The sequence below is a fragment of the Rhodoferax sp. genome (assembly GCF_018063565.1).
Lineage (GTDB): Bacteria > Pseudomonadota > Gammaproteobacteria > Burkholderiales > Burkholderiaceae_C > Rhodoferax.
In genome coordinates this window covers 1-17,267 of the sequence record NZ_JAGPBB010000037.1, presented here as the reverse complement: position 1 = coordinate 17,267, position 17,267 = coordinate 1, and the positions used below count along the sequence as shown (strand labels likewise).

The window sequence follows — 17,267 nt, the reverse complement described above, 5'->3', positions numbered from 1 at the left end:
CTGTTTTATCCGGCCAACCCGACAAACATGTTCTGCACGTCGTCGTGCTCGTCGATGGCGGCCAGAAAGGCCTCGACTTCGGCCAGCTGTTCGGCATTCAGGCTGGTCGGGTCAACCGGATTTTTCGCCTGATAACCCAGCTTGGCCGACAGCACCGTGAAGCCATGCGTGGGCAAAGCGCGGCTGACCAGATCCAGATCGCCCGGGTCGGTCAGGAACGTGGTGTTGCCCTCTTCTTCACCGGGTTCGAAATCTTGCGCACCAGCCTCGATGGCCGCCAGCTCGGCATCTGCGCCGGCAGCGGCGGGCTCGGCCTCGATCATGCCCAGATGGTCAAAGTCCCAGCTGACCGAGCCCGACGTGCCCAGTTGCCCTTTGCGAAACAGCACCCGCATCTCAGGTGCGGTGCGATTGAGGTTGTCGGTCAGGCACTCGACCATCACCGGCACCCGGTGTGGCGCAAAACCCTCGTAGATCACATGCTCGAAGTTGACCACCTCACCGGTCAGTCCGGCACCTTTCTTGATGGCGCGCTCGAGTGTGTCTTTGGGCATGGACGCTTTGCGCGCCTGCTCCACCAGCAGGCGCAGGCGCGAATTGGCGGCCGGGTCGGCGCCGCTGCGGGCAGCCAGCATGATGTCCTTGGAAAGCTTGCCGAAAATTTTGCCCTTGGCGTTGGCTGCGAGTTCCTTGCCTTTGGCTTTCCATTGCGCGCCCATGGTGATGTTTCCTTGTTGTTGCGTTTACACGCGCTGGTTGATGTCGGATTCGAATTGTGTCAGCGGAACCGGGCGGCCAAAGAAAAACCCCTGAAACGCGTGGCAGCCCCGCTGTTCCAGAAACAACTGTTGCTGGCGCGTCTCGACGCCTTCGGCAATGACATTGAGCCCCAGTGCCTCGGTCATGGCAATAATGGTTTGCACAATCGCGGCGTCGTTAGGGTCGGTCGTGATGTCGCGCACAAAACTCTGGTCAATTTTGACTTGATCGAGCGGCAGGCGCTTCAGGTATTGCAGCGACGAGTAGCCGGTGCCAAAGTCATCCAGCGAAAAGCTCAGGCCCAGCAGTTTGAGCGTGCGCATTTTGGCGGTGGCGTCTTCGACCTGCTTCAGCACCACGCTCTCGGTCAGCTCCAGTTTCAGCAGCGCGGGTTTGGCTCCCGTCGCCACCAGAATATGGCGAACCTGGTCAACAAAATCGGCCTGGTGAAACTGCCGGGCACTGACGTTGACCGCCAGTGTCAGATCGCGCAGACCGCTGTGTGCCTGCCAGGCCTTGAGCTGGCTGCATGCGCTGTGCAATACCCATAGCCCGATGGGCACGATGATGCCGGTTTCTTCAGCCAACGGAATGAACTGTGCGGGCGACACCATGCCGCGCTGCGGATGCATCCAGCGTAGCAATACTTCGGCCCCGAGCGTACGTTCATCCGAGTTCACCTGCTTTTGAAAATGGAGCGTGAGCTGCCCGCGGGTGAGCGCTTGTTCCAGGTCGGCCACCAGACTTAAGCGGTCTTCCAGCTCGGACTGCACCACTGGATCAAAGAAACGGATGGTGTTGCGTCCGGCGTGTTTGGCCTGGTACATGGCCGCATCGGCATGCTTGAGCAGGGCATCCGAGGTGTCATTGTTGCCCTGAAACAACACAATACCGATGCTGGGTGTGGTTTGCATCGGGGCATCTTCGAGCAGGTAAGGTTCGCTCAAGGACTGGCGAATCTTCTCTGCGACCAGTTCCGCCTGAGTGGCTGCCTCATGTGGCAAGACACTCAGGCCTTCGAGCATGACAATGAACTCGTCACCGCCCGGGCGGGCGACCACGCCACCTTCGCCCACACAGGTGCTGAGCCGTGCGCCCAATTCGACCAGCAGTTTGTCCCCAAAAGGTAAACCCAGGGTGTCGTTGATGGTCTTGAAATCGTCCAGGTCCAGCAGCAGAACCGCGCCAAAACGCCTGCTGCGTGCACTGGCTGCCAGCGCGGTGTCAAGGCTGTCATGCAGCAAACGCCGATTGGGCAGGCCGGTGAGCGAGTCGTAATGGGCAAGCTGGTGGATCTGCGCCGCGGCACGCTTTTGCTCAGTGATGTCGTCGTAAATGCCAAGGACGCCAAAGGGCAGGCCATCTGTGCCCAATAGCGGGACTTTGGAGGTTCGCAACCAGATCTGGCGACCATCCGGTGTGGACTGGGGCTCTTCAAAGTTCAACCGGGGGGTGTTGCTGTTCATCACCCGAAGATCATCGGCGCGGTACAGGTCGGCCTGTGCCTGCCAACCTAATTCGGTGTCGAGTTTGCCCACCAGCTCGTCGGGGCTGTTGAGGCCGGCGTCACGCGCAAACGCCTGGTTGCACCCGAGGTAGCGCAAATCACGGTCTTTCCAGAAGATACGCAGCGGTGCGGTTTCCAACACCTGGCGCAGCATGGTATTGACGGAACGCAATGACTGCTCAGCCAGTTTTTGTTGTGTCAGGTCAATCACGTAAGAAAAGGTGCGCGCGCCCTGGTCGGTCTCCACGCGTTTGGACGACACCATGAATGCAAACTGGGTGCCATCGCGCCGCAGTCCGACCGTCTCGTACGGTGCCTCAGACGCTCGGCCAAGAGCCCGCAGCCCAACCATCTGGGCGACCTGGCCGCGCTGTGTGGGGGCGATACAGTGGGTCAGTGGCTGGTCGAGCAACTGGCTGATGTCGTCGTAACCAAACAGTTTCAGAAAGGCGGTGTTGCCATTGACGATGAATCCGTCACACGACAGGCACACGCCGATCGGGCTAAGTTCCATCAGGGTGACAAACTGGCTTTCGATCTGTGCCAGCGACTTTTGCAATTGTTCCTGGGTTGCCTTGGCGGCGTTCTGCTGCGCGTCATGGGTGCGGCACAGCACAATTGCCCGCGCCAATTGGGACAGCACCGGCTGCAAAATCTGCCCGAGATTCAATTGGGTGGCGGGTGGCTCCATCGCCAGCAGCAAGATCACACCCTGGTTTTCCAGTGGCAGCCGCAAGAAAGCCTGGTAACGGCTGTGTGTGGTGCCCAGTTGGGCCAACAGGGCCGACTGCTCGCAGAGCCGCTCCGCGCAGCCGTACAACAGCTCGCAGGGCAGGCCGATGGGCTGACCCACTCGGCCCATCAATTCAAAGTCGCCCACGGCAGCCGCCATGCTGACCTGCTGGGTGGCCTCTGGCCCTTCACACTTTGGCAGGTTCAGGCAGACAAATCCGGCAGAAAACGAGGTGTGGTACAGCAAGCGCTGCAAGGTGCGTGTCAGCAGGGAGGCGAGCCTGACCTCACCGCCAATGGTCACCGACAAGTCGTACAGGACCGGCAATATCTCCTGCTGCTGCATGAGGCGAGTGTTTACCAGCGGGCTGCCACCAGTGTGGCGTTGTGAAACAGCGGGTAGCCGTGCAAGGTGGAGCCACCAATTTCACCGAGCGACAGGGCGCCTGCGATCTGTTTGGCTTTGGTGCGCCTGGCAAACTCGCCAACCTCACTGGTGGCGGCATCCAGCCCCAGATGCATGCGCCGCCCGGCGCAATAAAACAGCAGCAGTTCGGTACCGGCTGCGTTGCCATTCATGGCCGTCAGACCCTCGGTCAGCACGCGCAGGGTTTCGGGGCTGTCCACCGTGGGACTATTGAGCAAGGTCAGCACCGAGTTGGCCGGTACTTCACCGACACAGAACAGGGAGCCGTCGTCATTGAGCATCACCGGGATTCGGACCACCACATGGTGGTTGGCACGCACGATGCCAAACGGAAAATGCACCGCGTGCTCATAAAAGTTGGAGCGGGTGATTTGCACGCCCGACTGCTGTTGCACCAGCTCCTGGTACACCTCAAAGGCCGGCCGCCAGTCGATCTGCGAAATGCGGTTTCCGGCGGTGCTGGTGGCGTACACGGTTTGCTGCGGTGCCAGATAGCCGTGTTCAAGAATCGCACCTTTGTGGTCTGGCAGCAGTACCAGCAAAACGCCATTGTTGACCAGGCGTTCCCCGTCAAACAGGCAGGCCATCGGCGCAAAAGTTTCGCTGCCGGCATTGGCACCGGCGTAATGAACCCGATTGGCCAATTTCAGATACATGGCATCGAGCAAGGTGCCAATGTGCGGCACCATGGCATCGAACAACATGAACAGTGTGGCTTCACCGATGTTGCCCAGTTGCGAAATCACCTGCTGGCTGATCGCATCGGCACGTTCCGTGGTGTCCGTCACATCGGCCGGAAGATCGGCGTGCAAGGTAAAAAACGGCATCTGGTCAAAACGCAGCAACCAGACGCCTTGTGACTGGAATGTTCCCTGGTTGATCAGTGCCGGGAAGATGGCACCCACCAGCGGGATGTGCTGCAGCGCGCATTGGGCTTGTAGTAGCGGGACCTGAGCTTTTTCGGCCTCAGGTAGGAGGGCGCAGATGCCCATGTCGGGGAATCTGGCGCGCCATGTGGACAGGGCTTCACTCAGCAGGTTGCCGTCTATCCGGGGTAGAAAACACATCTTTGGGATGTCGTTCATGGCGGTTTTATCGGTTGCAGCACGGGCATAGGCTGGCAGAGTTGGCCCGGGGAGGGTAGTATCGCACCGATGAACACCCCGTCGGTTGATGTTTTTGACCCCAAGGCGCAGCCAGCAGGCCTGCGCTACCGGTGGTTACCAACCCTGGCCGTCGAGCCCGGCATGGTGGTGGCCCGGCCCGTGGTGGGGCTGACGGGTGTCCGCGAGACCATGTACCTGGCCATGGGCACCACCATCACCGGTGAAACGATTGCACAAATGGTTGTCAAAGGGGTGGAGTGTGTGGCCGTCGTCGATGCATCGGCTGCCAACCCGGATGACGATGCGTCGGCGCGTGAGTGCTTTCGCGCGAGGCTGGACGAGATTTTTGGCCCCACGCCCGACGCCGGTTGTCAGCCTTTGGTGGATGCATTGATGCTGGCGCAGCACACCTTATGCTGAAGCCGAATCCACCAACCCTGGACATCGAGGCGATCGCCAGAGTCTTGCCGCCGTTTCCCAGGATTTTTTTGCAGTTGCTGGAACTCCTGCGTGATGAGGCGTCGTCGTTTGAAGTCATGGCGCGGCTGATTCGCAACGACCCGGTCCTTTCCGGCAACGTGCTGGCCACGGCCAACCATGTTCGCCGTTTGCACGCCCAGTCTGATCTGGCAGATCCCTTTGCTGCGGCGTCTCTGATTGGCGTGAACCGGCTGCGCCAGATCGTGGTCCACATCGGGATGAACCGGTTTATTGGCGATGGCCGGGGTAGCGAGTTTTTCTTCAGACATTCGTTTGCCGTGGCCATCACGTCGCAGGAGCTGGCGGTGATGTGTGATGTGTCGCCCGACGAGGCCTATATTGCCGGCATCCTGCACGATGTGGGCCAGCTGTGTTTTCATGTGCTCGACGAACCCGCTTTTTTGCGGGCCTATCAACAGTCTGCGGCGGATGGCCGCTTGCTGGAGCGTGAGGCCGAGATTTTTGGCGTCGATCATTGCCAGATTGGTGCGCAGCTGGCGCAGTACTGGAACTTGCCAGACGATGTGGTGTCGGCCATTCGCAGCCACCATGACGACAGCGTTGCCACCAGCAATCTGCAGGCGGTGGTCTGCCTCGGTGAAACCCTGGCCCGGGCGCTGGATATTCCGGCTTCGTCCAAGAACCGGGTGACCAAGATCAACACGCCGGCGGTGGAGTTGCTCGGCATCCGTTGGGACAGCCCGGAAATACTGGATTGTCTGGGGCGCTGTCACGCCAGGTTTTTGCAGGGTGTTGGCGTGCCGTGAGCCAGTGGCCTTATGGCCTGGCGTTGGCGGGGCGCGCGGCTGTTTTCAGGCCGGCCCCGCGCACCTCCAGAGTGATCTGATCCAGCACTTGGCCTTGCTCGTCCACGATTTGCACCAGGTGGCGTCCCGGCCAGGGCAACCATTGGGCTGACGCGCCTCGCGCAAACGGCTTGCCATCGATCAGCCAATGCAGCCGCGGGCCGGTGGCCGTCAGTCGCAGGCGCTGGTGTTGCGGCGGGATGTCAGGGTCCAGCGCGATGATGCTGCCGTTGGTTGGGGCAAGAATTTTGCCTCTGGCGCTTTCTCTATCTGTCTTTGATGATATGGAGTCGATAGCAAACAGGGTTTGTTGGGTACCCGTGAAAAACCATTCGGAACGGGGTGCTTCAGCACCTGCAAACCCGACGCTGGTGCGCACCAGGCCAGCGGGTGCCTTGGGTGCGGTGCTGGTCTGGGTGCGATGCAGGTACTGCATCACCGCAGCCCAAATGGGAGCGGCACCGGTGGTGCCGCTCACGTCGTGCATGGCGGCACCGCTGGCGTTACCGACCCAGACACCCACGCTGTAGCGTTGCGAATAGCCCAAGGCCCAGTTGTCGCGCATGTCTTTGCTGGTGCCGGTCTTGACCGCAGTCCAAAAACGCGTGGCGAGCACACTGTCGAGGCCAAAGGTGGGTGCGCGCGCCAGTGGGTCGGACAGGATGTCACTGACGATCCACGCCGCCCGCGCATCCACAGCCACACCGGCCGTGGTGCCAGGTAGTACCGGCGCCGGTTTGGGCTGCACCCGCACCGGACCGAGGCGGCCACCGTTGGCCAGTGCGCGGTAGGCGTTGGTCAGCGCCAGCAGCGGCACTTCGGCGCTGCCCAGCGCCAGGCTGTAGCCGTAATAGTCACCGGTTTCCTTGAGCGGCAGGCCGAACTGGCGCAACTGTTGGTGAAACGCATTGGGACTGACCATCACCAGTGTGCGCACAGCTGGCACGTTGAGTGAAGCCGCCAGCGCTGTGCGCGCGCTCACCCACCCCTTGAACTGGCGGTCGTAGTTTTGCGGAATATACAGGCCGGCGCTGGTCTGGATCTGTGCGCTGGAGTCCTCCAGCAGCGAGGCAGCGGTCAATCGGCGCTGGGCAATGGCCTGGGCATACAAAAAAGGCTTGAGCGTTGAGCCTGGCTGGCGTAGTGCCGTGACCCCGTCGACCTCGGCGGCCGCACTGATGTCGCCAGACGACCCGACCCAGGCCAGTACGTCGCCGGTGGTGTTGTCCAGCACCAGCAGCGCCGCGTCCTCCACCTGTCTCCCCCGCAGTTCACGCAGGTGCTGTTGCAGCGTCTGCACCGCAAAACGTTGCAGCGGCGCGCGCAGGGTGGTGCGAATGGCCCGGGCCGGCCGCGACGCGCTGGCACCGGACGCTGCGGACTGCACCAGCCGCCGCGCCAGATGCGGTGTAATGCCGGTGCTGGCGGCATAGTCGCGTCGATGCAGGGCCGCCGTGGTGAAAAACGCCAGTGCGGCGCAGGGCGATGTCGCCGCAGGAGGATAGGCGGCTGGGTCGGCGCTGCCCGGCTGCGGTGGGGATCGCGGCGGCTGCAACTGGGCCAGCACAGCGCAAGCGCGTTGCGCCACCTGGGCCGGTGCGGCATTGGGTGCACGCACCAATGCGGCGGCAATGGCCGCCTCGCGCTCGTCGAGCCCGTGTGGTGCTTTGCCAAACAGTGTCTGGCTGAGCGCGTCAATGCCCACCAGTTCACCGCGAAACGGCACCAGGTTCAGATAGGCTTCCAGAATCTGGTCCTTGCGCCAGCGCTGCTCCAGCCACTCGGCGGACACCGTCTGCTTGACCTTCTGCAGCACGCTGCGTCCACCATTGCTGCGTTTGAGGTTCTCGTCGAGCAGACCGGCAAGCTGCATGGTGATGGTGGAGGCACCACGCGTCTTGCGGTTGAACAGGTTGGCCCAGGCCGCTGCGGTCACCGCCTGCCAGTCCACGCCACTGTGTTCGTAAAAGCGCTTGTCTTCGCTGAGCACCATGGCCGTGCGCAGCGCAGGCGACACGTCGGTCAGCGCCACCCATTGCCCACGGCGCAGAGTGGCATCGGTGCGCAGACGGTGCAGCACTTCGCCGTGGCGGTCAACGATCAGGGTGTCGGACGGCTGGTAGCTGGTCTTTATCTCGTCAAAAGTGCCATTAGCCCATACTGGACATGCGCTAACAGCTATCAAAAAAGTTAATAGCAGCGCCGGCGTCAAACGGCGGCTTCGGCCATGAAGACGCCAAACCACGGGCCTCATACTGTCAATAGTCCAGACATTGGACCCAAGGGTTTGCCATCCAACTGCGGCATTGGATGCCCGCAAAGAAGACCTCCGATCGAATGATCGAACTGTGCTGCAGGGTCTACAGCGGATATCCGGTCAAGCGCCATGGCAGCCGGAGAAGCCCTGCGCTCACCTGATCGACAAAAAAAATCAATCCGCCGCCGCCAGCTCCTTGACCACCGCTGCGACCGACCCCGCATCCGGCAAATGCGACAGCGCGCCAATCAACTCATCACGCACCTGCGCCAGCAACTCGTCAAAACGCTCGTCAGAGACATTGAGCTCGCTGGCAATCGCCTGCACCTGGGCTCGCTCGGCGTCGCTCAGGCGCCCGTCGGCGTAGCCGGTCATCAGGCACATCAGCACCACAGTGTCGGCCAGTTCCGGCTCACAACCGGCGAGTTCTGCGACGTCAAACTGGCGTGCGTCGGGACGGGCGAGGAGTTCGGTGGTGCCGGGCATGCTGGCGTTGCGCGAGCTCTCGTAAAACTGGCCGATCAGCGCGGCCTCCGCTGGGGCCAGGCCGTCAATCAGCGCCACTGACAGCATGGCTTTGGTGAGCAGAATGACTTGGGCGGGGCTTAAGTTCTGGTCTTGGATCACAGACATGGCGTTCTCCTGAGTTTGTGGCTGGGTGAAGGTAAGGCGTCGAATCGGTCAGCGCGCCAGCGCGCGCCGGCGCGCGTCTTGCAGGTGGGTCTGGATGTCGGCGGCGCTGAGCTCGCGAAAGCGCTGCGGCAACATGCTGCGTCGCGACGTTTCGGACACCGCTAGCAACTCCATGAAGGCGATCATCGCGTGCTCCTGCGGTGGCATGAAGTCCAGCGCGGCCTGCGCCAGCACGCTGGCGTCGAGTGGTTTGGCCTGGTTGTGCGCTGATTCGACCGCCAGCAGCGCCAGCGCTTCCAGATCGGCGTTGGAGTAACCGGTGAGCGTCTCACACACGGCCAGCAGTTCGTCCTGGCTGGCGCTGTGGCTTGATTCGTATCTTGATAGCACGGCGCGCAAGACCTGTGTGCGCTCCAGGGCTGTTTCGCAATAAAAGAACGGAATCTTGCGGTCCAGCCGGCCGGGGCGCTTGATGTCGGTATCGAGCTTGTCGGGGCGATTGGTCATCATCACAAACAGCACCTGACCACGGTTCTCGGTCTCGGCCATGAACTCTTTGAGGCGGGCGATGATGCGTGAGCTGGTGCCGTCGTCACCGCCTTCGCCGCCGCCGTTGCCAAAGCTGCGGTCACCTTCGTCGATGATCACGGCAATGGGTCCCATCGCCTTGACGGTGGCCAGCACCCGCTCCAGATTGGCTTCGGTCGAGCCCACCCATTTGGAGCGGAAGTTTTTCAGCGCCACTCCTGAAAGCCCGGCCTCTTTGAGAAACGCCTTGATGACAAAGGTTTTGCCCGAGCCCATCGGGCCGACCGCCAGCAGCCCCATGGGGGTCAGCGTGGTGTTGCCTTCCTTGAGGTTTTTGGCAATGGCCAGTAGCTCGGCCTTGATGCTTTCGTGCCCACCCACCGCAGACAGCCCGTGTTTGGGTTCGATGAACTCGATCAGCCCGGCACATTCTTTCTCGATCATCTCGCGCTTGCGGGCGTGGATGACCTTGAGCACCTCGGCATTGGCGTCTACGGTGGGAGCGGCTTTGCCGGGTTCGATCAGCTTGGTGATTTCGGCCGGCGTCATGCCAGCGGTAATGGCGGCCAGTGTGGTCGCACGGGCTTCGGCGTCGGGCGTACCTTGCAGCAGTTGCAAGATCATGGCGCGGCGTTCGGGCTCACTCAAGCCGTGACCCTCTGAGGTGGCCACGATGCTGGCGAGTTGCACCGTTCGCAGGCCGCCGGTGCGCTCCGAAAACAGGTTGACCTGCGCTTCGGAGAGCTTGGGCGCAAAGTAGGCAATCACGCGTTTGCGCTGCGCCAGGTCGGGCATGGGGATTTCAATGGCTGCCACCTTGGGATTGCTCAGCAGCCCGGGGTTGATGGCGCCCAATGATTCGGTGATCAGGAGGGTGATGTTGTCGCCACTGGTCAGGGTCTTGTCGAGCGACCAGCGATGAAAGACCAGGTAGGTCTGGCGGTCGGGTTGCGCCATGAAGCTGGGGTCGCCCGCGGGCAACAAGGCATCGGCGTAGGGCACGATCACCGCCGTGCTCTGCTCACTGCGCATCTGGCCCTCAAGCCGGTGCAGGCTGGTCAGCAGGTCGGGTGCCTGGCCATCGGCCTCTGCCAGCGCCGCCAATACCGGGTCAGGCTTGCCGCCCAGATGGCGAAGGCCACGTTCCAGGCTGATTTCCACCACGCGTTTTTTGGTGTCGCGAAACAGTTCATCCACCAGAAACGACTGCAGGTTGTGCAGTTTGCCGCTGACCAGGAAGTTGTCGAACACGTTGCGATACAGCACAAAGGTGCTGGCCTCACCGGCCAGGTACTTTTGCCGCAGTGTCTCAGCCCATTTGGGCAGTTCGGGGCGGGCGGGGGGCAGGGTGCTCATCAATCAAAGCGTCTTGGCGGGTGCGGCCTGGGCACCGGCGCGCGCGGCCTTAAGGGCGTCGAGCTGCGCTTTGGCGGTGACACTGGCGCTGCTTTGGCGCAGTTTATTCAGGCGCACGTCCAGGTCGGATTCGCGCAGTTCGCTGCCCAGGCTGGCCTGCGCCACCTGGCTCTTGATGTGGTCGCGCACACCGGCCAGCGCCTGCACTTCGGCGTCGACGCTCAGGCCGTCGAGCTGGCTTTGAATCTTCAGGCGGGCTTGAGCGCTGTGCATTTGCGCCAGCATGCGGTCTTTCTCGGCTTTGAGTTTGTCGATCTCGGTTTTGACTTGTGTAAGCGAGTCTTTTGCGCTGTCGGCGTCGGCCGTGGCTTGCGTAGCGTCGGCGCGCAGCTCGGTGATGGCAGCATCGAGCGTGTTTTTCTTCTGGATCAGCACCACCGCCAGGTCGTCCTGGTTGGTGGCCAGCGCGGTTTCCAGGTCAGCGGCCACGCCGGCGAGTTCACGCTCATGGGCATCGAGCCGCGCGGTGATGTCCTGACGGCGCGCGATGATGGCGCCGGTCGCGGCCTTGAGCTGGGCGTATTTTTCGATCATCGAGGCAATCGCGTTCTGGTAGGCGATCTCGGGGTGTTCTTTCTCGACGTCAGACACCCACAGACTGATGAAGCCGGTCCAGAGGTTGGCGAGGCGGGCAAAGATTGCATTGTTGGCCATGGGTTTCTCCTGTGAATGAAGGTGATGCGATAAAAATACTGGCTTATGCCTTGACGCTGCCGGCGGCGGCGCGGCGCTGGGCGCTGGTGTTGGCGCGATCAATGTTCGCTGCGTGGCTGGGTGCGGGGTCGTCGAGATCAAAGTCGGGTGTGGAGAACTCGGCAGCCACCTCTTCGGCAATACGCAGTCGTGACAGTGACTCTTCCAGCTTGCTGCCCATGTCGGTGGAGTAGGGCGAGGTAATGGCGAGCTGATACACCTCTTCGAGCTTTTCCGGCAGCGCCACGAGTGTGGCCTCAAGTGAACTGCGGCGCACCGCCAGACGACGCGAGCGCTGCAGCGTGTCCTCGTACTGGGACAGGGCGACGCGCAGCTGGCGCGCCTCGTCGTCTGGCAGGTCGCTGCGTTTGAGTTGTGCCTGCACGGTCGCCATGCCGCGTTCGGCGGTTTCCACGCTGGCGTGGTCCTTGCGCTGTTTCAGCGACAGATTCACGGCGCACAGACCCAGATAGTCCAGTGTCATGTCTTCGAGTTTTTCCACGTCCTGCTGGCTCAGGCTGGTGCGTTTCTGCTGCACCGTCTGGTACAGCGACTGCACCCGTGTCCACATGTGCTGGTAGGTGGACAAGACCCGGCTGTCACCCAACTGGCGGATTTCAGCGATCAACTGGTCTTTTCGCGCAGCCCGGCCATCAAAACGCTGCGAACGGTCGACCCAGGCCCGAAACGAAGGCAGGCTGGGCACCAGCAGCGCGGCCAGTGTCTCGGCCCCGAGCGCCAGAATGCCCACCAGTGCGACCCCGGACATTCCCAGCGGAAATGACGCCCCCACGGCCGCCAGCGCCGCCAGCAGCAGGGCGTTGCGGTTGCTCGGGTGCCGTAAAAACGCACCCAGGTACGAAGGCTTGTCGTCGGCCACGGTGTAGGTCTACTTGGCGAACCTGCCCCAGATGCGGGCAATGTCCTGCTGGTCCTGCTCGGACAGGATCGGAATCGGCGAGGAGCGGCTCAGCGAGGCGGGTGAGGGCACCACCGCCGGGTTGGATTTGACGGCGTCACTCATGAACTCGCCGGCCTTGAGGTTGGCGTTGGCGTAACCCACGGTGTTGGAGATCTTGGCGATCACCTGGGGGCGCAGCAGGTAGTCGATAAACTGGTGCGCCTCGCGCTTGTTCTTGGCGTTGGCTGCGACCGCCATGGCGTCGATGGCGAGCAGGCCGCCGTCAGACGGCACGCGGTACTCCACATTGCCGCGTGCTTTGGACTGCGCCTGCACGGCGTCGCCCGAGAAGCCAATCGCCACACAGACCTTGCCCGTGGCCAGCTGGTCAATGAACTGGTCGGTCGGAATCACTTTGACGATACCACTCAGGCGATCCAGCACCTTGCCGGCTGCGGCCACCGAGGTCTTGCTGTCCCATTTGGCCACGCCGCCGGCCATGGCGGCCAGGGGCACCACGTCGCTGGCGGAGTCAACCACACCGACACCGCAGGATTGGAAGCGCCGCGCGGTGTCTGCGTCAAACACATTGGCCAGCGCATCCATGGCCTGACCGGGCGCTGCCTTGGCCGTCAGTTTGGGATTCCAGGCGATGCCCACCGTGTACCACATGTAGGGCAGGCTGTAGGCACCGTCCTTGTCCCAGGCGCGCAGCGTGGCGTCCACCCGCGGGTCGATGTTGCCCAGATTTTTCAGGCTGCTTTTGTCAAGTTTGCCGAGCAGCCCTTTGGCCGCCATGGCGGGCACGGCGTTGGCGGTCGGGAACACCACGTCATAGGGGACAGCACCCGCGGCGAGCTTGGCCTGCAGGTCGTCGTTGCCGGCAAACACGTCATACACCACCCGGATGCCGGTTTCTTTCTCAAAGTCCTGCAGCACGCTGGGTTCAATGTAGTCGGGCCAGTTCAGCACCCGTACCGTGGCTTTGGCACCAGCCCCCGCGCCGCCTACCGCACGGCGCAGGTTCATCAGCACAGTGGCGGTGATCAGACCGTCCACGGTGACCTGTTGCGACTCCTGAAACGCCTCTGTGGCGACCTGGGTTTGCGGACCAAAAGTGGCGTCCAGCGGACCCGGATCAAACCCCAGCTTGCCCAGCAGGGTCTGTGCCTCGCGCAGGCCGGCAGCGTCAACGAGTTTCTCGCGACCCTTGTAGTTGCCGCTGGACCACTTTTGCGTTTGCCAGATCACCCGCCGGATCGAGTTCAGCAGGCCATCGGTGACCTGGTTGGTGGCGGGCAAGCCGTTTTGCGCGGCAAACGTGCGGATGGCCTCCTGGGTTGCGGGGGTGAGCGTGCCGGTGGGCGCTTCACGCAGCAGGCCCATGCGGGCCAGCAGTCGCTGTGCCGTCTCGACTTTGGCGGTGCGCTGACCGGCTGGCGCCGGCGCGGCCGGTGGCGCTTTGGCGGCCGGCGCTGCCTGATCGGTGCCAAAGACAAACCCCTGCGCCAGGGTATTGCCCATCAGCAGGGTGGTGCTGGCAAGAACAGTGATCAGGGTGATAGGGCGCATTTTCATGGTTCGGTCCTGGTGGAAGATGGGCGCAATGGTAGGCGGGCAAGCGGTGGGCGGTGGCGCGTGACGGCGGCCGGCTAACCTACTGTCCGGCGGTGAAACAGATGGTGTTGCGCGATTGGGCCAGCTGGAACAACTGAGCTGCTTTGGCCTGGTCGGCAGCGATGCCGCCCTGGCCCTTGAGCGTCATTTCACCCAACAGGCAGGCCGCACCGGCGTTGCCTTGCTGCAAGGCTTGCTCCAGATGGGAGCGCGCCCGGGCGTAGTCACCGGCAGCCACCAACTTGCGGCCAGCATCAAAATGTTCATCCGCCGACAACTTGGCACCAGAGGGGGCTGCCACGGCCGGGGCGGGCTCCGGGGTCGCTGCTACGGCCGGTGTGGGTGCTGGCGCTGTTGCCGTTGTTGCCACGGTGGCCGGTTCGGCGCTGGGTGTCATCGGTGCGGTGACGGCACTTGGCGCGGTCTGGCCGGCGGACATGCGTTCCTTTAAATAGAGGTGCCAGACGGCAGAGGCCATGCCACCGATGACAACCAGACCGATCAGGCCCTTTGAGAGGGGGGTCAAGCTGGCCATGGCTCACTCCTTGGCGGGTTGGTTGGGGGCAAACTGGAGCGACAGGCTTTGCAGGCGCGCGCCAGCCTGGGCCATGCCTGCCAGCAGGCTGGCCGTTTGGTCCCTGGCTTCTTGCAGGCTGGTCTGATGGGTGGCGGTTTCCTGGGCAGCACGCGCCAACTCCCGTTCCACCAACGCCTCCAGCTCGGCAATCTGTTTGCGGATGTCGCCGACCACCTGATCCTGGCGCGCCGCCACGGCGTCCAGTCTGCCTTGGGTCTGTTGTTCAATTTGTTGCAGGTCGGACTTGAGCTGTTCGCCATGTGCGGCCAAGGCTTCGAGCTTGGCTGTTGCATCGCGCAAGGGGTCTGCAATCGTCCATGACTCGTCGGCTGCGTCCATGGCCTGGATTGCCATCAGACGGGTGGCGGGGTCCATCGCGGCCAGACCGTCCACCAGGCGCAATAGCCGCTCGGCAGGGTAGAGGGCTGGGGCGATCCCCGCGTTGCTGTAAATTTCATCCAGATTCAGCGGGGTGCCGGTTTGCGCAACGGGCACGGGCGATGGCAGCGGTGCCACCACGGGCGGTTCGACCGCCGTCGGGGGTGGCGCCACGGCGCTGATGCTGAGGTCGATCTCGGGCTCGGTGGAGTCCCGGGTGACCAGTCCCGCCTTTTCCAGAAAGTCCAGCATGCCTTTCATTGTGTTTTCCCGTTGAATGGTTGAAGGGCGCCGTCTGCGGACTTGCAGACGCTTGGCGCAAAGTATGCGCGAAAAGAGTTTACTGCCAATCGATGGGGAATCCGCAGCCGCTGCCCGCGCCCATGAGCGTGGCAGCGAGTTAAATCTATATAGCAAACTATGTTTATAGATATTGCGCTAGAGCACGATTTGGCATTAAATTCGTGCCGACGCCCGGTCGATCTCGGCGCGCAGTTCGCTGTAGTTCATTGTCACCGGAAACTGCGGGAACTCGTCGATCACGTTTTGCGGCGGGTGAAACAGGATGCCAGCGTGGGCTTCGCCGAGCATGGCGGTGTCGTTGTACGAGTCACCCGCGGCAATCACCTTGAACTGTAGCTCCTTGAAGCGTTGCACCGCCTCTTTCTTCTGATTAGGCATGCGCAGCTGGTAGTTGACGAGAAAACCGTTGGCGTCGGCCTCCAGCTTGTGACAAAACAGTGTTGGCATGCCCAGCTGGGCCATCAGTGGCATGGCGAACTCATAAAAGGTATCCGACAGGATGATGACCTGGTAGTCGCGCCGCAGGGCGTCAAGAAAGTCTTTGGCGCCAGCCATCGGCCCCATCTCCGAGATGACTTTCTGGATGTCAGGCAGCCCCAGACGGTGTTGTCTGAGCAGGTCGAGCCGGTACGCCATCAGCTTGTTGTAGTCAGGCTCATCGCGGGTCGTGCGTGACAGTGCAGGGATACCGGTGCGTTTGGAAAATTCGATCCAGATTTCAGGGACCAGAACGCCTTCGAGGTCCAGGCAAACAAGCTGCATTGATGGGCTCCAATGATTTGATGGGGGTAACTGCCGTTGGATCAGAGTGTAGCTTTGGGTTTGACCGGGGTCCGGCTTGCCACCGCGATGCCTAGCAACAAAAGCAGCATGGAAATCAGTGCCACCAGCCCGCCCCAGAACCAGTAGGGCAGCAGCAGCGCCTGCGCGATGACCGCGCTGTCCGAGCGGTGGACCACCCCGTTGACCACGGCCTGCCCTGAAAACATGTAGTCCAGATCGGTGAACCACGACAAACACAAGGTGATCGCGATCAGTTGCAGCATCAACGCAGCCCCCGCTGCTGGCAGAAAACGCGCTGCCAGCAGCAGCACCACTGCCCAGACCAGCAGAAAACCCAGGCCAAAGATGTTGCGTGACCACAGGGCCATGGACAGCAACAGCACCAGCGCCAGCACCACCAGCAAGGCGCGGGCAAACCGGGTTGAGCCTGACAGTACCAGCAGGCTAACGCCTGCCAGTGTTGGCCCGAGCAAACCACCGGCAGCGATCAGGGCGGTCTCCATCCGGCCAGGGTCGCCGCGCCACACCGCCATGCCCGAGCCGTCGGCGTGCAGCAGCATCTCCTGAAACTGGTGCCCGAGCAGCAAGGCAGTCAGGCCGTGCCCCATTTCATGGACATAGGTGGCCAGCAGCGTCAGCGGGTAAAGCGCCATCTGGCCATAAGGCAGTTGCCAGATCAGCGCGATGGCCGCGCCAGTCAGCAGCAGTCGGGTGCGGGAATGCATGGGAGCGCTATTTGCCTGCCAACACTTTCACCAGGGCATTGGGCGCAGCACCAAACATCTCCGGTGCGTACATGGCCTCGACCCGTGACGGCGGCAACGAGAACTCCCCCACATTATTGAGCCGCACGGTGTACTCCATGCGGGTCACCCCTTTGGGCAGGAACTGGTAATAGCTGCGATAGGCCTCGAAACTGCGCTCTTCAAATGCGGGCCAGCCTTCACCACTGGCTTTTTCACCCGCGGTGGCAATCTCGCTGTCGCGCCCCAGTCCGCTGCCAAGAATGGTGGCACCGCCGGGCACCGGGTCGGTGATGACCGCCCAGCTCATGTCGGCGCTGGCGGTGACTTCCAGGGATACCCGCAGCACGTCGCCCCGACTGTAGCTGCCAGCGGGCAGGGCCGGATTGGCCTGCTCGACCGGGGTGATGGTTTTCCTGATCTGGTAACCGGCAAAAAAAGGTGCTTTGAGCGGCACTGCAGCCAGTGACTGCAGGGTCAGCCATGGCTTGCCCGGCCCCTGGTGGTTGACCGTCAAGGTGTCTTTGGCAGCGGCTGCGCCCCACGGCAAAAACATGCTGTTGTTGCGCAGGTTGCCAGGTGCCGCAGGGGCACCAAAAAAGCTGGCCTGGTGCGGTGCAC

The 17,267-nt window shown here is 62.3% G+C and carries 15 protein-coding genes and 1 pseudogene; 2 read left to right on the top strand and 14 right to left on the bottom strand.

The genetic code is table 11. The annotated features are described in order from the left end of the window. Positions 1-5 precede the first annotated feature (5 nt). From KBF66_RS10355 to KBF66_RS10345, 3 genes are read right to left on the bottom strand one after another with little or no spacing between them, the layout of a single operon-like run. Positions 6-719 carry a YebC/PmpR family DNA-binding transcriptional regulator gene (locus tag KBF66_RS10355; protein ID WP_296656066.1) on the bottom strand — a complete coding sequence of 238 codons (714 nt, stop codon included), beginning with the start codon at positions 717-719 and terminating at the stop codon, positions 6-8. 24 nt (positions 720-743) lie between these two features. Further along, the gene (locus KBF66_RS10350) at positions 744-3,344 is read right to left on the bottom strand and encodes a bifunctional diguanylate cyclase/phosphodiesterase (protein WP_296656064.1); all 2,601 of its coding nucleotides are present in this window, start codon (positions 3,342-3,344) and stop codon (positions 744-746) included. An 11-nt stretch (positions 3,345-3,355) separates the two neighbouring features. After that, positions 3,356-4,510, bottom strand: a complete 1,155-nt coding sequence (locus KBF66_RS10345) for an FIST C-terminal domain-containing protein (RefSeq protein ID WP_296656062.1) — start codon at positions 4,508-4,510, stop codon at positions 3,356-3,358. A gap of 69 nt (positions 4,511-4,579) precedes the next feature. Between KBF66_RS10345 and KBF66_RS10340 the strand changes: the two genes are divergently transcribed. Then, positions 4,580-4,951: a hypothetical protein gene (locus KBF66_RS10340; RefSeq protein WP_296656060.1), complete on the top strand. Its 372-nt coding sequence runs from the start codon at positions 4,580-4,582 to the stop codon at positions 4,949-4,951. After that, positions 4,945-5,778 (top strand): HDOD domain-containing protein, encoded by an 834-nt coding sequence (locus tag KBF66_RS10335; RefSeq protein ID WP_296656058.1) that lies wholly within the window; start codon positions 4,945-4,947, stop codon positions 5,776-5,778. The genes KBF66_RS10340 and KBF66_RS10335 overlap by 7 nt, the downstream gene beginning before the upstream one ends. Positions 5,779-5,788: 10 nt before the next feature. On the opposite strand, the gene pbpC is transcribed toward KBF66_RS10335, so the two are convergent. The 11 genes and pseudogenes from pbpC to KBF66_RS10280 all read right to left on the bottom strand — a co-directional run. Next, complete coding sequence (pbpC, locus tag KBF66_RS10330) at positions 5,789-8,071, bottom strand: penicillin-binding protein 1C (protein ID WP_296656057.1); 2,283 nt, start codon at positions 8,069-8,071, stop codon at positions 5,789-5,791. Between the two features lie 177 nt (positions 8,072-8,248). Continuing rightward, positions 8,249-8,707 (bottom strand): TerB family tellurite resistance protein, encoded by a 459-nt coding sequence (locus tag KBF66_RS10325; RefSeq protein ID WP_296656055.1) that lies wholly within the window; start codon positions 8,705-8,707, stop codon positions 8,249-8,251. A 48-nt stretch (positions 8,708-8,755) separates the two neighbouring features. Then, a complete protein-coding gene (locus KBF66_RS10320; protein ID WP_296656053.1) occupies positions 8,756-10,591 on the bottom strand; it encodes an ATP-binding protein in 1,836 nt (611 codons plus the stop codon). 3 nt (positions 10,592-10,594) lie between these two features. Next, complete coding sequence (locus tag KBF66_RS10315; RefSeq protein WP_296656051.1) at positions 10,595-11,305, bottom strand: PspA/IM30 family protein; 711 nt, start codon at positions 11,303-11,305, stop codon at positions 10,595-10,597. Positions 11,306-11,348: 43 nt separating this feature from the next. Continuing rightward, complete coding sequence (locus KBF66_RS10310) at positions 11,349-12,224, bottom strand: hypothetical protein (protein ID WP_296656049.1); 876 nt, start codon at positions 12,222-12,224, stop codon at positions 11,349-11,351. 9 nt (positions 12,225-12,233) lie between these two features. After that, positions 12,234-13,823: an extracellular solute-binding protein gene (locus KBF66_RS10305; protein WP_296656047.1), complete on the bottom strand. Its 1,590-nt coding sequence runs from the start codon at positions 13,821-13,823 to the stop codon at positions 12,234-12,236. 79 nt (positions 13,824-13,902) lie between these two features. Then, on the bottom strand, positions 13,903-14,397 hold the full coding sequence (locus KBF66_RS10300) for a hypothetical protein (RefSeq protein WP_296656046.1): 495 nt from the start codon (positions 14,395-14,397) through the stop codon (positions 13,903-13,905). 3 nt (positions 14,398-14,400) lie between these two features. Further along, the gene (locus KBF66_RS10295) at positions 14,401-15,078 is read right to left on the bottom strand and encodes a methyl-accepting chemotaxis protein (protein ID WP_296656044.1); all 678 of its coding nucleotides are present in this window, start codon (positions 15,076-15,078) and stop codon (positions 14,401-14,403) included. 195 nt (positions 15,079-15,273) lie between these two features. Next, the gene (thrH, locus tag KBF66_RS10290) at positions 15,274-15,882 is read right to left on the bottom strand and encodes a bifunctional phosphoserine phosphatase/homoserine phosphotransferase ThrH (RefSeq protein ID WP_296656042.1); all 609 of its coding nucleotides are present in this window, start codon (positions 15,880-15,882) and stop codon (positions 15,274-15,276) included. Positions 15,883-15,923: 41 nt separating this feature from the next. Then, a complete protein-coding gene (locus KBF66_RS10285; protein WP_296656040.1) occupies positions 15,924-16,628 on the bottom strand; it encodes a M50 family metallopeptidase in 705 nt (234 codons plus the stop codon). Between the two features lie 7 nt (positions 16,629-16,635). After that, a pseudogene (locus tag KBF66_RS10280) lies at positions 16,636-17,267 on the bottom strand (alpha-2-macroglobulin); the annotation flags it as partial.